This is a genomic window from Rhizobium ecuadorense (genome assembly GCF_001187535.1).
In the GTDB taxonomy this organism is placed as follows: Bacteria; Pseudomonadota; Alphaproteobacteria; order Rhizobiales; family Rhizobiaceae; genus Rhizobium; species Rhizobium ecuadorense.
The window spans coordinates 143443-160756 of the sequence record NZ_LFIO01000207.1; the positions used below are offsets into that span (position 1 = coordinate 143443).

Here is a 17314-nt window from a genome sequence, read left to right on the forward strand (position 1 = left end):
CCTGTGAAGGAGATGCCCGGCAGGGCAGAGGGGGCTGCCACGGAGTGCCCTCTCCTTATGACTTAAACTCTCGGAGCGCTCGAGCGCACAGGAATTCCATCCCTCAAGCCTTCACCCGCACCATATCCGGATCATAAAGCGGCGCCAGCGACACCTTGCAGGGGATGCGTTCCCTGGCGACATCGAGTTCGTAACTGCCGGAGAGGACGAAATCCTCGGTGACGCCATCGGCATCGCGGACATAACCGTAGCCGATCGGTTTGCCCACCGTATAACCGAAGCCGCCGCTCGACAGCCAGCCGACGCGTTTGCCGTCGCGATAGATGGTTTCGCGGCCGAGCAGCACCACATCGGGATCGTCGGGAACGAAGCAGGCGAGGCGTTTCTTCACGCCGCCCGACAGCTGCCGCTCGATCGCCGCACGGCCGCGAAAGGGAATGTTCTTCCTGATCTTCACCGCCCAGCCGAGGCCGGCTTCAACAGGCGTGTGATCAGGACCGATATCGGAACCCCAGGCGCGATAGCCCTTTTCCAGGCGGCAGCTTTCGATAGCGCGGTAGCCGGCATTGACGAGGCCAAGCTCGCCGCCTGATGCCATCAATACGTCATAGACCGTGGTCGCGTATTCGATGGGAACATGCAGCTCGTAGCCGAGCTCGCCGACATAGGTGATGCGCAAGGCCCGCACCGGGCAGCCCGATATGCCGACGGTTCTGACCTGGCCGAAGGGGAAGGCGGCATTCGAGACGTCGCTGCCGGTCACCTTTTCCAGCACGGCGCGTGCATTCGGGCCCATCAGCGACAGCACTGAATAGGCCGAGGTGACGTCGACCAGCTCGGCATGCATCTCCGCCGGAATATTACGGGCGATCCAGTTGAAGTCATGGGTGGCGAAACCGGTGCCGGTGACGATGTAATATTCGTCCTCGGCGATGCGGGCAACCGTCACGTCGCATTCGATGCCGCCCTTATCGTTCAGCATCTGCGTATAGATAAGCGATCCCACCGGCCTTGCGACATCGTTGGAAGCGATCCAGGAGAGCGCCGCCTCGGCATCCCTGCCCTTCAGCACGAATTTGGCGAAGGAGGTCTGGTCGAAGATGACGGCCGCCTCGCGCACCGCCTTGTGCTCGCGGCCGACGGCGTCGAACCAGTTCTGCCTGGTATAGCTGTAGATATCCTTCGGCTCCTCGTTGGCGAAGAGATCGGCGAACCAGTTCGGCCGCTCCCAGCCGAGCTTTTCGCCGAAACAGGCGCCCTGCGCCTTCAATCGATCATAGAGCGGTGATTTGCGGCAGGGGCGGCCGCTCGCATGCTCCTCGAATGGCCAGGCCATGGTGTAGTGTTTGCCATAGGCCTCGAGCGTGCGGGTACGCACCCAGTCGGCATCGAAATGCGGACGGCCGAAACGGCGGATATCGACCGGCCAAAGATCATAGGGCGGCTCGCCCTTCGTCACCCATTCGGCAAGCGCCATGCCGGCGCCGCCGGCAGAGGCGATGCCGAAGGCGTTGAAGCCGGCGCCGACGAAGAAGTTCTTCAGCTCCGGCGCCTCGCCGAGAATGAAATTACCGTCAGGCGTAAAACTTTCCGGGCCGTTCAGCAGTTGCTTGACGCCGACATTCTCAAGCGCCGGAACCCGGCCGAGCGCCTGCTCCATGATCTGCTCGAAATGGTCGAAATTGCTGTCGAGCAGCGTATAGTGGAAACCGTCGGGGATGCCTTTCTCCGCCCAGGCGATGGGGTTCGGCTCGTAGCCGCCCATGACGATGCCGCCGACCTCCTCCTTGTAATAGGTCAGGCGATCGGGATCGCGCAGCGTCGGCAGGTTGGAGGGAACGCCGAAGGATTCGGTGATGATATATTGGTGCTCGACCGAGACCAGCGGCACGTTGACGCCGAAGCGGGCCGCGAAGGCGCGCGTCCACTGGCCGGCGCAGACGACGACGCGCTCGCATTCGATACGGCCCTCAGCAGTAACGACGGCGCGGATTCTTCCCTTGTCGATTTCGAGATCGAGGACCTCGGTATCCTCGAAGATCGAAACGCCCGACAGGCGGGCGCCCTTTGCCAGCGCCTGGGTGATGTCGGACGGGTTGGCCTGGCCGTCTGTGGGAAGGAAGGCGGCGCCAACGAGATCATCTGTTGTCATCAGCGGCCAGAGATCGAAGGCTTCCTGCGGCGTCAGCAGCTGCATTTCGAGTCCGAAGGACTGGGCGGTGGTCGCCTGGCGCTTGACCTCCGTCCAGCGCTCCTCGTTGCAGGCAAGGCGCAGGCCGCCATTCATCTTCCAGCCGGTGCCGAGGCCGGTTTCTTCTTCCAGGCGCTTGTAGAGATCGACGGAATAACCGAGCAGCTGGGTGATATTGGCACTGCTGCGCAGCTGGCCGACAAGGCCGGCGGCATGGAAGGTGGTGCCCGAGGTGAGCTTCTTGCGTTCGAGCAGCACGGTATCGGTCCAGCCGAGCTTGCCGAGATGATAGGCTGTTGAGCAGCCGATGATGCCGCCGCCGATGACCACGGCTTTCGCTGTCTTCGGTAATTGTCTCGTCATTTATCGATCCTGTTCAAAGGCTTGATAGGCGCGCTCGAAACGCGCGAGATTTTCGGCCGTGTATGCGGCATAGTCGAATTGGATGGTGGAATGGATTTCCGAAATCATGCTCCAGAGCGTTTCGCGCAGCAGCGAGGCGCATTTCATCGCGCCGTAGCGGCGGCTGAGATCTGATGTCAGCGGCCGGTCGAAATAGGCCTCCAGCATCATCCGCTCGGCCGCTTCAGAGAACTCGTTGTTGGAGGCCAAGCCGCCAAGGTCGAACAGCGGCGTGTTGAAACCGGCATAGTCCCAGTCGATCAGCCAGAGCCGCTTGCCGTCATCGAGAAAATTGGCGGCCAACAGATCGTTGTGGCCGAAGGCGATCTCGAACGGCGCTGCTGCCGCTTCCAGCCTCTCGGCCCTGCCGAGCAGCGCCGGCAGCAATGGAAGATAGGGGCTGCCCGACTCCTTCAGGCTGGCGGCGTAGTCGCGGATGACGTGGAAGACCCAGAAGATCATCGCCTGGCCGCGGAAATGCCGGGCGATGTCGTGATGGCAGGCGCGGATGAGGGGAACGATCCGGGCGAGCATATCAGGTGTCCTGACATCCTCCGGCGAAAGCGCCCGCGCCTCGATATAATCGAGCACCAGCACGCCGGGCGAATGGTGGATGACGGCAGGCGATATGCCGGCAGCATGCGCCGCGCGGCTTGCGGCAAGCTCGTTCTGGCGGCTGATGTGATGGATGGGAATATCGGTGCCGAGTCTGACCACGCAGCGCGCGACCGCATCGCTGACCAGATAATTCCGGTTGGTGATGCCGCCTGAGATCGGCGAGATTTCGATCGGGCCCTGCCAAATGCCGAGCGCATGAATCCTATCTTCAGGCGTCATGCTCATCCCCCGGAGGATGATGCCGAAAAGTGTGAGCGGTTTTCGGACGCATCATGCTCTAACTATTTAAGCTGGAACAGGATTCTTCCTGTTCCAGCGGCCCCTTCTCGAAATGATGGGGCAGAGCGGGATCTACTGTCAAGCAGGCGGTTAGATCGTCTTTCCGGCGGCATCGAAGACGTGGCAGCGGGCCGGGTCGAAGAAGGTCGTGACGTTGGTGCCGCGCTCCACCTTCTGCTGGCCGTCGAGCGCGACGGTCATGAGCTGGCCATCCGGCGTCGTGGTGTAAAGCATGGTGGCGCCGCCGAGATTTTCGACGAGATCGACGTTGACGGTCGAGAGCGTAATGGCGCCTTCCGTGAGGGAAAGATGCTCGGGGCGGATGCCGAAGGTGACGTCCTCACCGGCTTTGCCGTTCAGCCGGCGCGGCAGGCGGACGGAATTGCCGCAGACATGAATGCTGGTTTCCGTCTCACCGACCTGCTCGATGCGGGCCTTGAGAAAATTCATCTTCGGGCTGCCGATGAAGCCGGCGACGAAGCGGTTGGCCGGGTTATTGTAAAGATCGAGGGGCGCGCCGACCTGCTCGATGCGGCCGGAATTGAGCACCACGATCTTGTCGGCCATCGTCATGGCTTCGACCTGGTCATGGGTGACATAGATCATCGTGTTGCCGAGCTGCCGGTGCAGGCGGGAAATCTCGACGCGCATCTGCACGCGCAATTCGGCATCGAGGTTCGACAGCGGCTCGTCGAACAGAAAGATGCGCGGCTCGCGCACGATGGCCCGGCCGATCGCCACGCGCTGGCGCTGGCCGCCGGAGAGCGCCTTCGGCTTGCGCTCCAGGAGTTTTTCGATCTGCAGGATCTCGGCGGCGCGTTTGACCTTCGGCTGGATATCGGCCTTCTTGTAACCCGCTGTCTCCAGGCCGAAGGCGAGGTTCTTGTAGACCGACATATGCGGATAGAGCGCATAGGACTGGAAGACCATGGCGATGCCGCGCTTGGCCGGCGCCACCTCGTTCATGCGCTCGTTGTCGAGCAGCAGCCCGCCGCCGGTAATCTCCTCGAGACCGGCGATCATGCGCAGAAGGGTCGATTTTCCGCAGCCCGAGGGGCCGACGAAAACAACGAATTCGCCGGGATCGATCGTCAGGTCGATGCCATGGATCACATCGAAGGCGCCATAGCGCTTCTCGACCTTCTGAAGAACGACACTGGTTGCCATCGTCTCAAAACCCTCTCTTGCCGGTTACTTGGCCGGTTGCTTGGCTGGTTACCTGGTTCTTGCGCGCCAATCGGCGTATTTCGGACTGTCGGGGCCGACCGGCAGCGGCACTTCGGCGCCGCTGTCGGAAGACTGGTAGATGGCGGTGACGAGTTCCAGCGCGCGGCGCGCATCCACCGTCGTCACCGGCAGCGGCCCATGGCCGCTGAGGAACGCATGGAACTGGCCCATCTGGGTGGTAAATCTGGGGGCGACCGGCTGCCAATCGCTGACCACCCGGTCGATCCGTTGCTGGACGTCGTCATTGGCGGCGATGATCTTCCAGGGATCCTTGCCCGGCGTATAGGGCTCATGGCTGCTTTCGAAAGTAACGTTCTCGAAGTGCAGCCTCAGCCGGCTCAACTGTTCCTGCGATCCCAGCGTGCAGGACAGCGAGACGAAGGCGCCGCTTTCCATCAGCAGGCTGGCGGAGGCGCAATCCTCGACCTCGATATCGTTGACGCGGGTGGCGACACGGCCGAAGACCCTTGCCGCCGGACCCATCAGATGCATCATCATGTCGTGCAGATGCAGCGCATGGGTGACGAGCACGCCGCCGAGTTCCGTCGCCCATTTGCCGCGCCAGGGCACGGCATAATATTCCGGTTTGCGCAGCCAGAAGGTTTCGACCGACGCCGTATAGGCTTTGCCGGCAATACCGGCGTCGATGATCCGTTTGGCCTTCTGGATGCCGTCGCCGTAGCGATACTGGAAGATCGGCATCAGTACGCCTTTGGCGTTCTTTTCCGCCGCCATGATCGTATCGACGGCGGCGAGCGATCCGGTCAGCGGCTTTTCGCAAACGACATGTTTGCCGGCGGCGAGCGCCGCGACCACCTGCTCCAGATGCACCCCGGGCGGGGTGCAGATATCGATGATGTCGATCGTGTCGTTGGCGAGCAGCTCGGCAAAAGAGGTGGTGCGCCGCTCGATGCCGAACTCGTCGCCGACTGACGCCAGGCGCTGCTCATCCAGGTCGCAGATCGCCACGACCTTGAATTTGTCTGAATGCGGCAGGTAGCCTTCGACGATGTGGGAGCGGCCAATACCGCAGCCGACGATCGCCACCGTCTTGATGCTCATGTCATTCTTTTCCACTATTGCCATCAACGCTTCATGCCCGTCGTGGCGATGCCCTCGATCAGCAGGCGCTGGAAGAACAGGAAGAAGAAGAATACCGGCACGAGCGTCAGCGTCGACATGGCGAACAAGCCGCCCCAATCCGATGCGCTGGTGGAATCGACGAAGGTGCGCAGGCCGAGCTGGATCGTATAGGTGTTCATGTCGTTCAGGTAGATCAGCGGACCGAAGAAATCGTCCCAGGTCCAGATGAACGAGAAGATCGCGGCCGTCGCCAAGACCGGCAGCGACAGCGGCAGCATGATCTTCCAATAGATGCGCCAGGCGCTGCAGCCGTCCATCATGGCGGCTTCGTCGAGTTCGCGCGGGATGCCGCGGAAGAATTGCACCATCAGGAAGATGAAGAAGGCGTCGCTTGCCAGGAACTTCGGTACGACGAGCGGCAGGATGGTGTTGACCCAGCCGAGGTTGAGGAAGAGCACATATTGCGGGATCAGCGTCACGTGATAGGGGATCATCAGCGTGCCGAGCATGATTGCGAACCAGAAATTGCGGCCGGCAAAACGCAGCCGGGCAAAGGCGAAGGCCGTCAGCGAACAGGCGATGACATTGCCCGTTACCACCAGCAGCGAAATGACGAGCGAATTCCAGAAGAACCGGCCGAAGCTGACATCGAGGCCGACCCAGCCGCGGGCATAGGAGGAGAAATCGATCGACGACGGGATGAGCGAGGTCGACGAGAAGATCTCGGTTTCCGGCCTGACCGATGCCGAAACCATCCACAACAGCGGATAGACCATCAGAAGCGATGCGGCGATCAGCAGGGCGTGGATGATGAGCGACGCCGGCAGGCTGCGTTTGGTGATATCCGATGGCGGCCTGGCCGCAGTGACGGAAGCGGTCATCTCAGTCATCGTAATGCACCCAATAACGCGAGGTCAGGAAGGAGAAAGCGGTGAAAACGGCGATGATCAGCACCAGGATCCAGGCGAGCGCCGAGGCATAGCCCATGCGGAAATTGCCGAAGGCTTCCTGATAGAGGTAGAGCGTGTAGAACAGCGTCGAGTTGATCGGACCGCCCGTGCCGCCGGAGATGATGAAGGCGGGTGTGAAGGCCTTGAAGGCATCAATGGTCTGGACGACGGCGTTGAAGAAGATCACCGGCGTCAGAAGCGGCAGGGTGATCTTGTAGAATTGGCGGAATTTCGAGGCGCCGTCGAGGCTTGCTGCCTCATACATATCCTGGGGAATCTGGCGCAGGCCGGCCAGGAAAATAATCATCGGCGAGCCGAACTGCCAAACGGACAGAGCCACCAGCGTGTAGATCGAATAGTTCGGATGCGAGATCCAGCTCGGACCTTCGATGCCAAATTGCGAGAGCGCGGCATTGACGAGACCATCGCTGGCGAAAAGCTGGCGCCAGAGCACGGCGATCGCCACGCTGCCGCCCAGCAACGAAGGGAGGTAGAAGATGGCGCGATAGAAGGTCAGTCCGCGCAGGCCGCGATTCAAAGCCATGGCGACCAGCAAGGCGAAGGTCAGTTTGAACGGCACCGAGAAGACAACATAGGTCAGGGTGACGTGCATGGCGGCCGAGAATTTCGGATCCGCCGTGGCGATGCGCACGTAATTCGCCATTCCCACCCACCGCGGCGACTGCAGCATGTCGAAGTCGGTGAAGGAGAGGTAGAGCGAAATCAGGGCCGGTCCGAGCGTCAGCCCGAAAAAGCCGATAAGCCATGGCAGAAGGAAGAGATAGCCGGGAGCATTGGCGTTCCAGAGACGCCGGAAGCGTCCTTCGGCCACGGCCCCCTGATATCTTTCCACATTTATGGCCCCTGCGGGCGTGCGCATCGCATTGCTCATACGGGATCAGCCTCGTGCGAGAATCTGCGTAATTTCGGTGACCAACTGTTTGCCACCGTCGGCGGGAGACAGCTGTCCGAAACCGACCTGTTCGGCGATGTTTCGAAGCATCAGCTCGCCTTCACCGGCGCCGGCGGGCGGCGGCGGCGGCAATTTGCCGGCGAGATCGCCGAGCCCGCTGACATAGGCCAATGCCACCTTGCCGTTCTCATCGAGCTTCGCCGCGACGACCTCGCGCATGGCAGCCGATTCCGGAATGCCGCGTTCGACATCCAAGAGCAGCACTGCCTCGGGATTCTTGACGAAGAAGTTGATGTAGTCCACGGCCAGGTCGATCGCTTTCGACTGGGCCGAAACAGAGAAGAACATCGAAGGCTTGCGATAGTGGCCGCCCTTCGAATCCGCCTTGATGCGCATATAGTTGGTCAGCGCCAGCTTGTCCTTGTTCATGGCCTGATAGGCAACGAACTGATTGGAATGGGCAAAACCGGCCGCAGATTTGCCCAGCGACACCGTGTTGGTTTCGATATCGTTCTTGTCGAGAGCCTGGATATCGGCGGGAACGCAGGCGCCGGCTTCACGGAACTTGGCCCACATATCGTACCATTCCGATGCGTCGTCCACGCCGAAGCCGATCTTGCCGTCGGCGGTATAGAGCGCCTTGCCGCGCTGACGCAGCCAGTTTTCGAACAGAGGTTCGCCGCCGCTGCCGTCGGCGAGGCCGAACATGCCTTTGCGCTTGCCGGCCTTGGTGATCTCGGCGCCCATGCGGGCGAACTCGTCCCAGGTGGTCGCCTGCGTCGGCAGATCGACCCCGGCCTCCTTGAAGGCGGTGGTATTCAGAACCGTCGCGGCCGAATTCGCGCCGAGGCTGACGCCATAGAGATGACCGTCGACGCTGCCGCCATCGATCTGCGCCTTGTCGAAATCGTCAAGGTTGAGCTTCGCCGGCATGTAGGATTCCAGCGGCGCAAGCGCGCCGCGCCGCGCGTACTGAACGATATAGCGGTAGTCCATCTGGATGACGTCAGGCGCATTGCGGCCGGCGACCTGGGTCGCAAGGCGCGGCCAGTAATCGCCCCAGCCAAGGAATTCGCCGGTGATCGAGGTACCGGCATTCTTCGTCTGATAGAGCTGTGACACCTTGTTGGTGCGGTCGGCGCGCGGCTGCGAGCCCCACCACAGGAGGCGCAAGCGCTGTTCCTGTGCAAAAGCGCTGGTTCCGAGCGCCGAGAGCGAAAGAAGCGTGGCCCCTCCCGCAACGAAATTACGTCTGCTTACACGTAGGCTCATTTTTTCCTCCTCCAAAGGGAAGCGCCTCCACACGCTTCCGACCAGTTACCCTTGCATAAATAACTAATTGGTTACAAGCTACGAGCAAAGCGGCAAGCGTGTCAAGCGGGGTGTCGGTTCTTGGCGGCCGCCCTTTAAATTCGGTTTTTACAATTTCGCACCGAAGGCTTATGAGCGCAACATGCGAGAGGGAGGGGAACGATGAACGACAGCGGGGAAAACGGGGAGAAGAAAAAATCCCGGCGCCCATCTCAGGAACGCACGGCGCAGCGCGATCCGGAGCGGACACGCGCCGCGATCCTGGAAGCGGCCACCCGGGAATTCGCCGAAAACGGCATGGGCGGGGCCCGCGTCGATGCCATCGCCGAACGGGCCGGCACCAACAAGCGCATGCTCTATCATTATTTCGGCGACAAGGAACAGCTCTATCTCAGAGTGCTCGAAGAGGCTTATGTCGGCATCCGCACCGCCGAGCGCGCGCTTCATATCGGCGACCGCAGTCCGGAAGAAGGCATTGGGGAACTGGCGCTCTTCACCTGGCGTTATTTTCTCCAGCACCCGGAATTCCTCAGTCTGCTCGGCACGGAAAACCTGCATCGCGCCCGGTGGCTTCGCCAGTCCGTCCGGCTCAAGGAACTGCATTCGCATCTGATCGGCGAACTATCCCAAGTGCTGGAGCAGGGAAAGAAGCAGGGCGTCTTCGTCGAGACGGCCGATCCTCTGCACGTTTATCTGACGATTGCCTCGCTCGGTTATTTCTATCTGTCCAACCAGTACACGCTTTCGACGATCTTCGGCCGCGACCTGATCGAGCCGACCCATCTCAATGCCTGGGAAAGCCATATCGTCCACGTGACGCTCGCCTCGATCAAGCGCTGAATCCCGATTTGACTATTGACAGCCTCGCCGCTCTTCTGCCATCAAGTAACTGTTTAGTTACCGGCTTGGGAGGGCCGGGCCGGATGCCCGCTCCCGCCGCACAAGATTCCAGGGAGGAAAAAATGGCACGCTTGGGGATCATCTTGCACGGCGTTACCGGCCGCATGGGGTACAATCAGCACCTGGTGCGTTCGATCCTCGCCTTCCGCGACCAGGGCGGCATTACCCTGAAATCGGGCGAGAAACTCGAAATCGACCCGATCATCGTCGGCCGCAACGGCGCCAAGATGGAAGAGTTGGCGAAGAAGCATAATATCAAGCGCTGGTCGACCGATCTCGACGCCGCGCTCGCCAATCCCGACGACACGATCTTCTTCGACGCCGGCACGACGCTGATGCGCGCCGAACTGCTGTCCAGGGCGCTCGATGCCGGCAAGCATGTCTATTGCGAAAAGCCGATCTCCGACGACCTGCAGGTGGCGATCGATCTCGCCCGCAAGGCGCGCCGCTCCGGGCTCAAGCATGGCGTCGTGCAGGACAAGCTCTTCCTGCCGGGCCTGCGCAAGCTGGCGCTGCTCAGGGATTCCGGCTTTTTCGGCAAGATCCTCTCGGTGCGCGGCGAATTCGGCTACTGGGTGTTCGAAGGCGATTGGGGCGTGCCGGCGCAGCGCCCCTCCTGGAACTACCGCAAGGGCGACGGCGGCGGCATCATCCTCGACATGCTCTGCCACTGGCGCTACGTGCTCGACAATCTGTTCGGCGAGGTCAAGGCTGTCTCCTGCCTCGGCGCCACGCATATTCCACGGCGCATCGACGAGCAAGGCAAGCCCTATGACTGCGACACCGACGATGCGGCCTACGCGACCTTCGAACTCGAAGGCGGCGTGATCGCGCAGGTCAATTCCTCCTGGGCGGTGCGCGTACGCCGCGACGATCTGGTCACCTTCCAGGTCGACGGCACGCATGGTTCGGCCGTCGCCGGCCTGACGAAGTGCTGGAGCCAGCACCGCGTCAACACGCCGAAGCCGGTCTGGAACCCCGACCAGCCGCAGACGATCGATTTCTACAAGACCTGGGACGAGGTTCCCGATACCCAGGCCTTCGACAACGGCTTCAAGGCGCAGTGGGAAATGTTCATCCGCCATGTCGTCGAAGATGCGCCGTGGCCCTACGGCCTCGAAGCCGGCGCCAAGGGCGTGCAATTGGCCGAACTCGGGCTGAAATCCTGGGCCGAGCGCCGCTGGCTCGACGTTCCCGCGCTGGAGTTCTGAGCCGTGACGACGATCAATCTCCCCCTCGACGGCAAGATCGTCCCCTATAGGCTGACCGGCACGCCGATCGAACTGAAGAAGCGGGACGCCAAGAGCTTCCCGCGCATCGCCTTCGCCGCCGCCCACGTCGTCGCCGATCCGCTCGCCGACAACGATCCCTGGCTGACGCCGGCGATCGACTGGGACCGCACGCTCGCCTTCCGCCATCGGCTGTGGGATCTCGGCCTCGGTGTGGCCGAAGCCATGGATACGGCGCAGCGCGGCATGGGCCTCGGCTGGCCGGAGGCGCGCGACCTCCTCCGCCGGGCACTTGGTGAGGCCGCCGGCCGCAAGGATGCGCTGATTGCCTGCGGCGCCGGCACCGACCATCTGGTGCCTGGACCCGACGTAACCATCGACACCATCCTCAAGGCCTATGAGGAGCAGATCGAAACGGTGGAGGCGGCCGGCGGCCGCATCATCCTGATGGCGAGCCGGGCGCTTGCCGTCACGGCCAAAGGACCGGACGATTATGTCAGGGTCTACGACCGCATCCTTCGCCAGGTCAAAGAACCGGTCATCATCCACTGGCTGGGCGAAATGTTCGACCCGGCGCTCGAGGGATATTGGGGCAATGGCGACCACCTGAAGGCGATGGAAACCTGCCTTGAGGTGATCGAAGCCAACGCTGCCAAGGTCGACGGCATCAAGATCTCGCTGCTTTCCAAGGAGAAGGAAGTGACCATGCGCCGGCAACTGCCGAACGGCGTGCGCATGTATACCGGCGACGATTTCAACTATGCCGAACTGATTGCCGGCGACGAAGAGGGCCATTCCGACGCACTGCTCGGCATTTTCGATGCGATCGCGCCGGCAGCCTCGGCTGCGCTCGACGCGCTCGGCCGCAAGAGCAACCGTGAATTCTTCGACCTGCTCGAGCCGACCGTGCCGCTGTCGCGCCACATCTTCAAGGCGCCGACCCGCTTCTACAAGACCGGCGTCGTCTTCCTCGCCTATCTCAACGGCCTGCAGGACCATTTCACCATGGTCGGCGGCCAGCAGAGCACCCGCTCGCTCACGCATCTGGCCGAACTCTTCCGCCTGGCCGACAAGGCGCGGGTTCTGGCCGATCCGGAACTCGCCACAGTGCGCATGAAACAGGTGCTTGCCGTCCACGGCGTCAACTGAAGCTGCGATACGAGAGGGAATGACATGCAGGTCGAAGGACTTTCGATCAATCTGGCGACGATCCGCGAGCAATGCGGCTTTGCCGAAGCCGTCGATATCTGCCTGAAACACGGCATCACCTCGATCGCGCCCTGGCGCGACCAGGTCGCCAAGGCCGGCCTCGACGAAGCGGTCAGGATCGTCAAATCGAACGGCATCAAGCTGACCGGACTTTGCCGCGGCGGTTTCTTTCCGGCGGCAAACGAGGCCGACTGGCAGAAGAACCTCGACGACAACAGGCGCGCCATCGACGAGGCGGCGGCCTTCGCCGCCGATTGCCTGGTGCTCGTCGTTGGCGGCCTGCCGGGCGCTTCGAGAGATATCGTCGCCGCCCGCCAGATGGTGTTCGACGGCATTGCCGCGGTGCTGCCGCATGCGCAGGCATCAGGCGTGAAGCTCGCCATCGAGCCACTGCATCCGATGTATGCCGCCGACCGGTCCTGCGTGAACACGCTCGGCCAGGCGCTCGACATGTGCGAGCCGCTCGGCGAGGACGTCGGCGTCGCAATCGACGTCTACCACGTCTGGTGGGACCCCGATCTTGCCAATCAGATCGCCCGCGCCGGCCGGATGAAACGCATTTTTGCCCATCACATCTGCGACTGGCTGGTGCCGACCAAGGACATGCTGCTCGACCGCGGCATGATGGGCGATGGCGTCATCGATCTCAAAGGCATAAGACGGATGATCGAGGCGGCCGGTTTCTTCGGCGCGCAGGAGGTGGAGATTTTTTCGGCCGAGACCTGGTGGAAACACCCGGCCGACGAGGTGATCGCCACCTGCGTCGAGCGCTTCCGGAGCTGCTGCCAGATCTAAGTTTCAATATTCGTTTCATCATGCATGCAGGAGGATCATCGATGGAGAAACGCCGTTTTGCCCTGATCGGCACCGGGAACCGCGGCACCACCATGTGGGGCAAGGATCTGCTGGCCGGCTGGCGCGAACATGTCGACCTCACAGCCATCGTCGAGAAGAATTCGCTGCGCGGCGAGCGCGCCCGCAACATGATCGGCAGCAATGCGCCGCTCTATGAAAACATCGATTCCATGCTCGCCGAACAGAAACCGGATCTGGTCATCGTCTGCACGCCCGACCATACGCATGACGATATCGTCGTGCGGGCGCTGGAGGCCGGCATCGACGTGATCACCGAAAAGCCGATGACCACCTCAGTCGAGAAAATTCGCCGGATTCTCGATGCCGAAAAGCGCACCGGCCGCCGCGTCGACGTCTCCTTCAACTATCGCTACGCGCCGACGGCCGCGAAAATCAAGGAACTGCTGAATGCCGGCGAAATCGGCCGGGTGACCTCCGTCGATTTTCACTGGTATCTCAACACCAAACACGGCGCCGATTATTTCCGCCGTTGGCATGCCTATACCGAAAATTCCGGCAGCCTTTTCGTCCACAAGGCGACACACCACTTCGATCTGTTGAACTGGTATCTCGACAGCGATCCCGACGCTGTCACCTCATTTGCCGACCTACAGAACTACGGCCGCAAGGGTCCCTTCCGCGGACCGCGCTGCAAGCTCTGTCCACACGCGCATGAATGCGACTATTATCTCGATCTCGAAAAGGATCCCTTCCTCGATCAGCTCTATGAAGATCCCTCGAAGATTGACGGCTATTTCCGCGACGGCTGCGTTTTCCGCGAGGACATCGATATTCCCGATACGATGATGGTCAGCCTGCGCTACCGCAACAATGTCCATGTCTCCTATTCGCTGAACACCTTCCAGCCGATCGAAGGCCACCACCTCGCCTTCAACGGCACCAAGGGACGCATTGAGATTCGCCAATATGAGGCCCAGCCCTGGGAAGAGCCGAAGCAAGACACGATCCTGCTCATCCGCAATTTCCCGAACGGCAAGGAGGCCGTCGAGCGCATCGTCGTTCCGCATTTCACCGGCGGCCATTACGGCGGCGACGACCGGATGCGCAACATGATCTTCAAGCCCGACACGGAAGATCGGCTCGCCCAGCGCGCCGGCACGCGGGCAGGCGCCATGTCCGTGCTCTGCGGCATTGCCGCTTTGACGAGTTCGCGCACCGGCAAGGTGGTCGAGATTGCCGAGCTGATGCCCGAGCTTGCCGATGACGGCTCGCCCAATTCCTTGAGGACACCGCGCTGAACGCCTTAGGACGCAGTTGCGTCAGGCGATGTTTTCGAGATTCTGCCGGCGGATCTGGTAGAGCAGCGGCCGGCCGGCCGTAAAACGCTCGACCTCATCCGCCGCCATCGCGCCGAGACGCGCCCGTTCCAGACCGATGGCGCCGGCAATGTGTGGTGTCAGGAAAACATTCGGCAGATCGTAGAAGACAGAACCCGCGTCAGGAATCTCCGGATCGGTTACATCGATAACAGCGTCGATGCGGCCGGTCTTCAGCTCTGAAAGCAAGGCGGCTTCATCGATGAGAATGCCGCGCGCGGTGTTGATGAGCGTCGCCCCGTCCTTCAGCAGCGACAGTCTTCGCGCATCGATCATATGCTGCGTCGAGGCCAGTGACGGCGCATGCAGGGAAATGATATCGGCTCGCCGCATCAATTCGTCGAGGTCGACCTTCTCCGCCCCCAATCGGGCGGCCTCGGCGGCATCGAGCATGGGATCGAACAGCAGCAACCTGTAATCAAAGGGTTTCAAGAGTTCGATCACCCGCCGGCCGATACGTGAGGCGCCGATAATGCCGAGGGTTCGGCCGTAGTTTCCGATCGCTTCGCGCTGCATCGGATAGGTCCGATCGCGGTTGCGGTCGGCGACGTAGAGATCGCGGAAACGGAAGGCGCGTTTGCCGGCGAAGAGGATCGCAGCCAGCGTGAATTCGGCAACTGGCACGGCATTGGCTTCGGCCGCGTGGCTGATCGCTATGCCGGCTTCGAAGATGGAGTCATCAATGATGCCCTTGACCGTGCCCGCGGCATGGACGACGAGGCGCAGCCGCGGCGCGGCAGCGGGAATCTCAGGCCCGACATAGGGCGCACCCCAGCCGGTGATCAGGATCTCCGCTTCTGAAAGCAGGCGTCTTGCGCGCGCGTCGTCCAACCGCTGCAGCGGCTCCGGATCGAGCAGGCGACCGATAGCATCGAGCCGGCGCAGGATCTCATCGGGCAGGACATGTTCCGTGCGCGACGGCTCCATGGCAAGGACGATCGCCGGACGGCTCATGGCATCTGCCCTGGCGCTTCGATGGCGCTGACGGTCACGCCCTTTTCCCGCACCAGGGCCTCCAGCGCCGCAAGGTCCGGTGCCTGCGGCGGCCGCTTCCAGGCCGACGAAACGGCAGCGGGATCGTCGAGTGCCAGCACCGCCGTCACCAGAATGGTTTCGCCGGCCGGAATCTGACCACGCAGCTGCGGCACGATGGTTTTGGCGACGATCATGTTGGTGTTGGGCTGCGCCTTCTGCGCCAGCCCCGCGCGTTCGACCGACGATCCCAAGTCGAGAATGCCGCTGAAATCACCTTCGCCGATCGCATAGGCAGCGCCATCCGACGCCGACAGCCTGTCCAGCTCGAAATCCCGGCGGGCGATGGCAAAGCCGCCTTCGGCGACCCTCAGCGGCCGGGCCGCCCTGATCCGGTGGAGGCGGATATGCCAGGGGGCCGCGGGCGCCAGCCAGCTTTCGACGCCGACATCGGGGAAAGGTGACCATTTCGCATAAAGCACGTCGCCCGCGAGCCTGGCTTCCTCATTCGTCTCGCGGACGCGGTAGTGCAGGCCGTCTTCGCTGAAAGCCAACATCGAATCGAAGGCGGCGAGCGCAAAGCCGCGTTCATCGGATTCGATGCTGAAGCCATAACGGGTGGAATAAGCGAATTTCGCGTATTTTTCCGTGCCGAAACGCATCTGCAGGTTTTCCTGGCCGGAGGACAGCGCCACGACATCGCCGCCCGCCCGCATCATCACCATGCCGGGATGACGCTGGGGAACGACCTCGGGCGCCTGCTCCGGCGCCTGCTCCTCAGCGGTCCAGAACGGATGATCCTCGGCGATCGCCAGCGGCAGAAACGCCTTGAGCGCCCAGTAGGGCGAGCCGGCGGAATTGTAGCTCTCCGACATCAACAAATTCGGATAACCGAAACCGATCGACAGCACGCCGTCGCGATCGGCGATCGGCTTATCCCTCCACCAGCGCAGATGCTGCAGGCAGAGGTGTTTGACCACGCCCCAAGGCAGCGCCTCAAGATCGGCAAAGGCGAGCGCCGACCAGAAGCCGGCGCAGGCGAAACGATAGGTCAGGCTGCGGCCGAAGGGGATCGTCGCGCCGTCTGCGGCAAACCAGTGGCGGAAATCCCGGGCGAACAGGATGGCGCGCTCGCGGTAGCGTTTGGCGTAATCGTCGTCGACGAGCTTCGAATAGATCAGCCCATAGAAATGCATGGCGAAGGGAATGTAGTGATCGATGCGGCGCACATTACCGTCGCGATACCAGCCGTCGCCGATATAGAAGCCTTCCAGTTCTTCCAGATATTGCCGCGTCAGGCTGCGGTCGAAATCGGCGCCGAGGCGATCGAGGGCGATGTCGACGAAAATCCGGAAGAATTTCCAGTTGTTGTCGGCATAGTCGAATTGTCTGGCATGTTTGAGATAGGCGATGACATTGCTGCGGGCGCGCTGATCGAGCGGCTCCCAGATCTTTTCCGGCACCAGCGCCAGGGCAAAACCGAGAGCGGCAAGCTCGACCATCCGCTGATCGCGGCCATTGACCGTTCCCCAATATTCGGGATGGGCGGGATCGGTGCCGTTCGCGAGGCCTTCGGCGAATCGATGCCAGTGGGCGAAGTCTCCCTTGCCGGCGCCAAGCGGCGCCAATCCCCAGAGCGGGCGGGCAAAACCTTCGAGATCGGCCGCCGCCCGGTCGAAGTGGGCGGCAGCGCCGCTTAGCCTGACGCGGGCATTGCCTTTCGAAAAGCAGGCAAGCAGCGGATCGAAGAGATCAAGCAGGGCCCGGCCCATATCGGCGCGGGTCTTGAGCGGGTTGCCTGCAAGCGGATTGGCGCTGGCGGGATCATAGGTCATCGG

Annotated in this window: 14 protein-coding genes; 5 read left to right on the forward strand and 9 right to left on the reverse strand. The window is 62.0% G+C overall.

All coding sequences use genetic code 11. The features are described 5' to 3' along the window. Positions 1-103: 103 nt before the first annotated feature. The 7 genes from AF337_RS05430 to AF337_RS05460 all read right to left on the reverse strand — a co-directional run bounded on the left by AF337_RS05430 (position 104) and on the right by AF337_RS05460 (position 8935). Positions 104-2554, reverse strand: a complete 2451-nt coding sequence (locus AF337_RS05430) for a GcvT family protein (protein ID WP_049731315.1) — start codon at positions 2552-2554, stop codon at positions 104-106. Beyond that, positions 2555-3430 (reverse strand): phosphotransferase, encoded by an 876-nt coding sequence (locus tag AF337_RS05435; RefSeq protein WP_049731358.1) that lies wholly within the window; start codon positions 3428-3430, stop codon positions 2555-2557. A gap of 150 nt (positions 3431-3580) precedes the next feature. After that, a complete protein-coding gene (locus tag AF337_RS05440; protein ID WP_049731316.1) occupies positions 3581-4657 on the reverse strand; it encodes an ABC transporter ATP-binding protein in 1077 nt (358 codons plus the stop codon). 48 nt (positions 4658-4705) lie between these two features. Then, positions 4706-5803: a Gfo/Idh/MocA family protein gene (locus tag AF337_RS05445; RefSeq protein ID WP_184342718.1), complete on the reverse strand. Its 1098-nt coding sequence runs from the start codon at positions 5801-5803 to the stop codon at positions 4706-4708. After that, entirely contained in the window at positions 5803-6690 is an 888-nt protein-coding gene (locus AF337_RS05450) for a carbohydrate ABC transporter permease (protein WP_088936374.1), read from the reverse strand. The genes AF337_RS05445 and AF337_RS05450 overlap by 1 nt, the downstream gene beginning before the upstream one ends. Further along, the gene (locus tag AF337_RS05455) at positions 6683-7642 is read right to left on the reverse strand and encodes a carbohydrate ABC transporter permease (RefSeq protein WP_049731319.1); all 960 of its coding nucleotides are present in this window, start codon (positions 7640-7642) and stop codon (positions 6683-6685) included. The genes AF337_RS05450 and AF337_RS05455 overlap by 8 nt, the downstream gene beginning before the upstream one ends. Before the next feature lie 6 nt (positions 7643-7648). Next, entirely contained in the window at positions 7649-8935 is a 1287-nt protein-coding gene (locus AF337_RS05460) for an ABC transporter substrate-binding protein (protein ID WP_049731320.1), read from the reverse strand. Positions 8936-9136: 201 nt separating this feature from the next. On the opposite strand from AF337_RS05460, the gene AF337_RS05465 reads away from it, so the two are divergent. From AF337_RS05465 to AF337_RS05485, 5 genes are all read left to right on the forward strand, one after another. After that, complete coding sequence (locus AF337_RS05465) at positions 9137-9814, forward strand: TetR/AcrR family transcriptional regulator (protein WP_049731321.1); 678 nt, start codon at positions 9137-9139, stop codon at positions 9812-9814. 122 nt (positions 9815-9936) lie between these two features. Continuing rightward, complete coding sequence (locus AF337_RS05470; RefSeq protein ID WP_049731322.1) at positions 9937-11085, forward strand: Gfo/Idh/MocA family protein; 1149 nt, start codon at positions 9937-9939, stop codon at positions 11083-11085. A gap of 3 nt (positions 11086-11088) precedes the next feature. Then, a complete protein-coding gene (locus tag AF337_RS05475) occupies positions 11089-12252 on the forward strand; it encodes a dihydrodipicolinate synthase family protein (RefSeq protein WP_049731323.1) in 1164 nt (387 codons plus the stop codon). Positions 12253-12276: 24 nt separating this feature from the next. After that, positions 12277-13107: a sugar phosphate isomerase/epimerase family protein gene (locus tag AF337_RS05480; RefSeq protein WP_049731324.1), complete on the forward strand. Its 831-nt coding sequence runs from the start codon at positions 12277-12279 to the stop codon at positions 13105-13107. 41 nt (positions 13108-13148) lie between these two features. Further along, on the forward strand, positions 13149-14426 hold the full coding sequence (locus AF337_RS05485; protein WP_049731325.1) for a Gfo/Idh/MocA family protein: 1278 nt from the start codon (positions 13149-13151) through the stop codon (positions 14424-14426). Between the two features lie 21 nt (positions 14427-14447). Here AF337_RS05485 and AF337_RS05490 read toward each other — a convergent pair whose 3' ends face one another. Further along, positions 14448-15458: a hydroxyacid dehydrogenase gene (locus tag AF337_RS05490; protein ID WP_049731326.1), complete on the reverse strand. Its 1011-nt coding sequence runs from the start codon at positions 15456-15458 to the stop codon at positions 14448-14450. Beyond that, positions 15455-17311: a DUF2264 domain-containing protein gene (locus AF337_RS05495; RefSeq protein ID WP_049731327.1), complete on the reverse strand. Its 1857-nt coding sequence runs from the start codon at positions 17309-17311 to the stop codon at positions 15455-15457. The genes AF337_RS05490 and AF337_RS05495 overlap by 4 nt, the downstream gene beginning before the upstream one ends. Positions 17312-17314: the final 3 nt, after the last annotated feature.

What these genes read in the sequence shown, in the direction of transcription:
- AF337_RS05485 (WP_049731325.1), top strand. Translation starts at nt 13,149, where the DNA reads ATGGAGAAACGCCGTTTTGCCCTGATCGGCACCGGGAACCGCGGCACC.
- AF337_RS05465 (WP_049731321.1), top strand. Translation starts at nt 9,137, where the DNA reads ATGAACGACAGCGGGGAAAACGGGGAGAAGAAAAAATCCCGGCGCCCA.
- AF337_RS05460 (WP_049731320.1), bottom strand. Translation starts at nt 8,935, where the DNA reads ATGAGCCTACGTGTAAGCAGACGTAATTTCGTTGCGGGAGGGGCCACG.
- AF337_RS05430 (WP_049731315.1), bottom strand. Translation starts at nt 2,554, where the DNA reads ATGACGAGACAATTACCGAAGACAGCGAAAGCCGTGGTCATCGGCGGC.
- AF337_RS05440 (WP_049731316.1), bottom strand. Translation starts at nt 4,657, where the DNA reads ATGGCAACCAGTGTCGTTCTTCAGAAGGTCGAGAAGCGCTATGGCGCC.
- AF337_RS05445 (WP_184342718.1), bottom strand. Translation starts at nt 5,803, where the DNA reads ATGGCAATAGTGGAAAAGAATGACATGAGCATCAAGACGGTGGCGATC.
- AF337_RS05495 (WP_049731327.1), bottom strand. Translation starts at nt 17,311, where the DNA reads ATGACCTATGATCCCGCCAGCGCCAATCCGCTTGCAGGCAACCCGCTC.
- AF337_RS05455 (WP_049731319.1), bottom strand. Translation starts at nt 7,642, where the DNA reads ATGAGCAATGCGATGCGCACGCCCGCAGGGGCCATAAATGTGGAAAGA.
- AF337_RS05490 (WP_049731326.1), bottom strand. Translation starts at nt 15,458, where the DNA reads ATGAGCCGTCCGGCGATCGTCCTTGCCATGGAGCCGTCGCGCACGGAA.
- AF337_RS05470 (WP_049731322.1), top strand. Translation starts at nt 9,937, where the DNA reads ATGGCACGCTTGGGGATCATCTTGCACGGCGTTACCGGCCGCATGGGG.
- AF337_RS05450 (WP_088936374.1), bottom strand. Translation starts at nt 6,690, where the DNA reads ATGACTGAGATGACCGCTTCCGTCACTGCGGCCAGGCCGCCATCGGAT.
- AF337_RS05480 (WP_049731324.1), top strand. Translation starts at nt 12,277, where the DNA reads ATGCAGGTCGAAGGACTTTCGATCAATCTGGCGACGATCCGCGAGCAA.
- AF337_RS05435 (WP_049731358.1), bottom strand. Translation starts at nt 3,430, where the DNA reads ATGACGCCTGAAGATAGGATTCATGCGCTCGGCATTTGGCAGGGCCCG.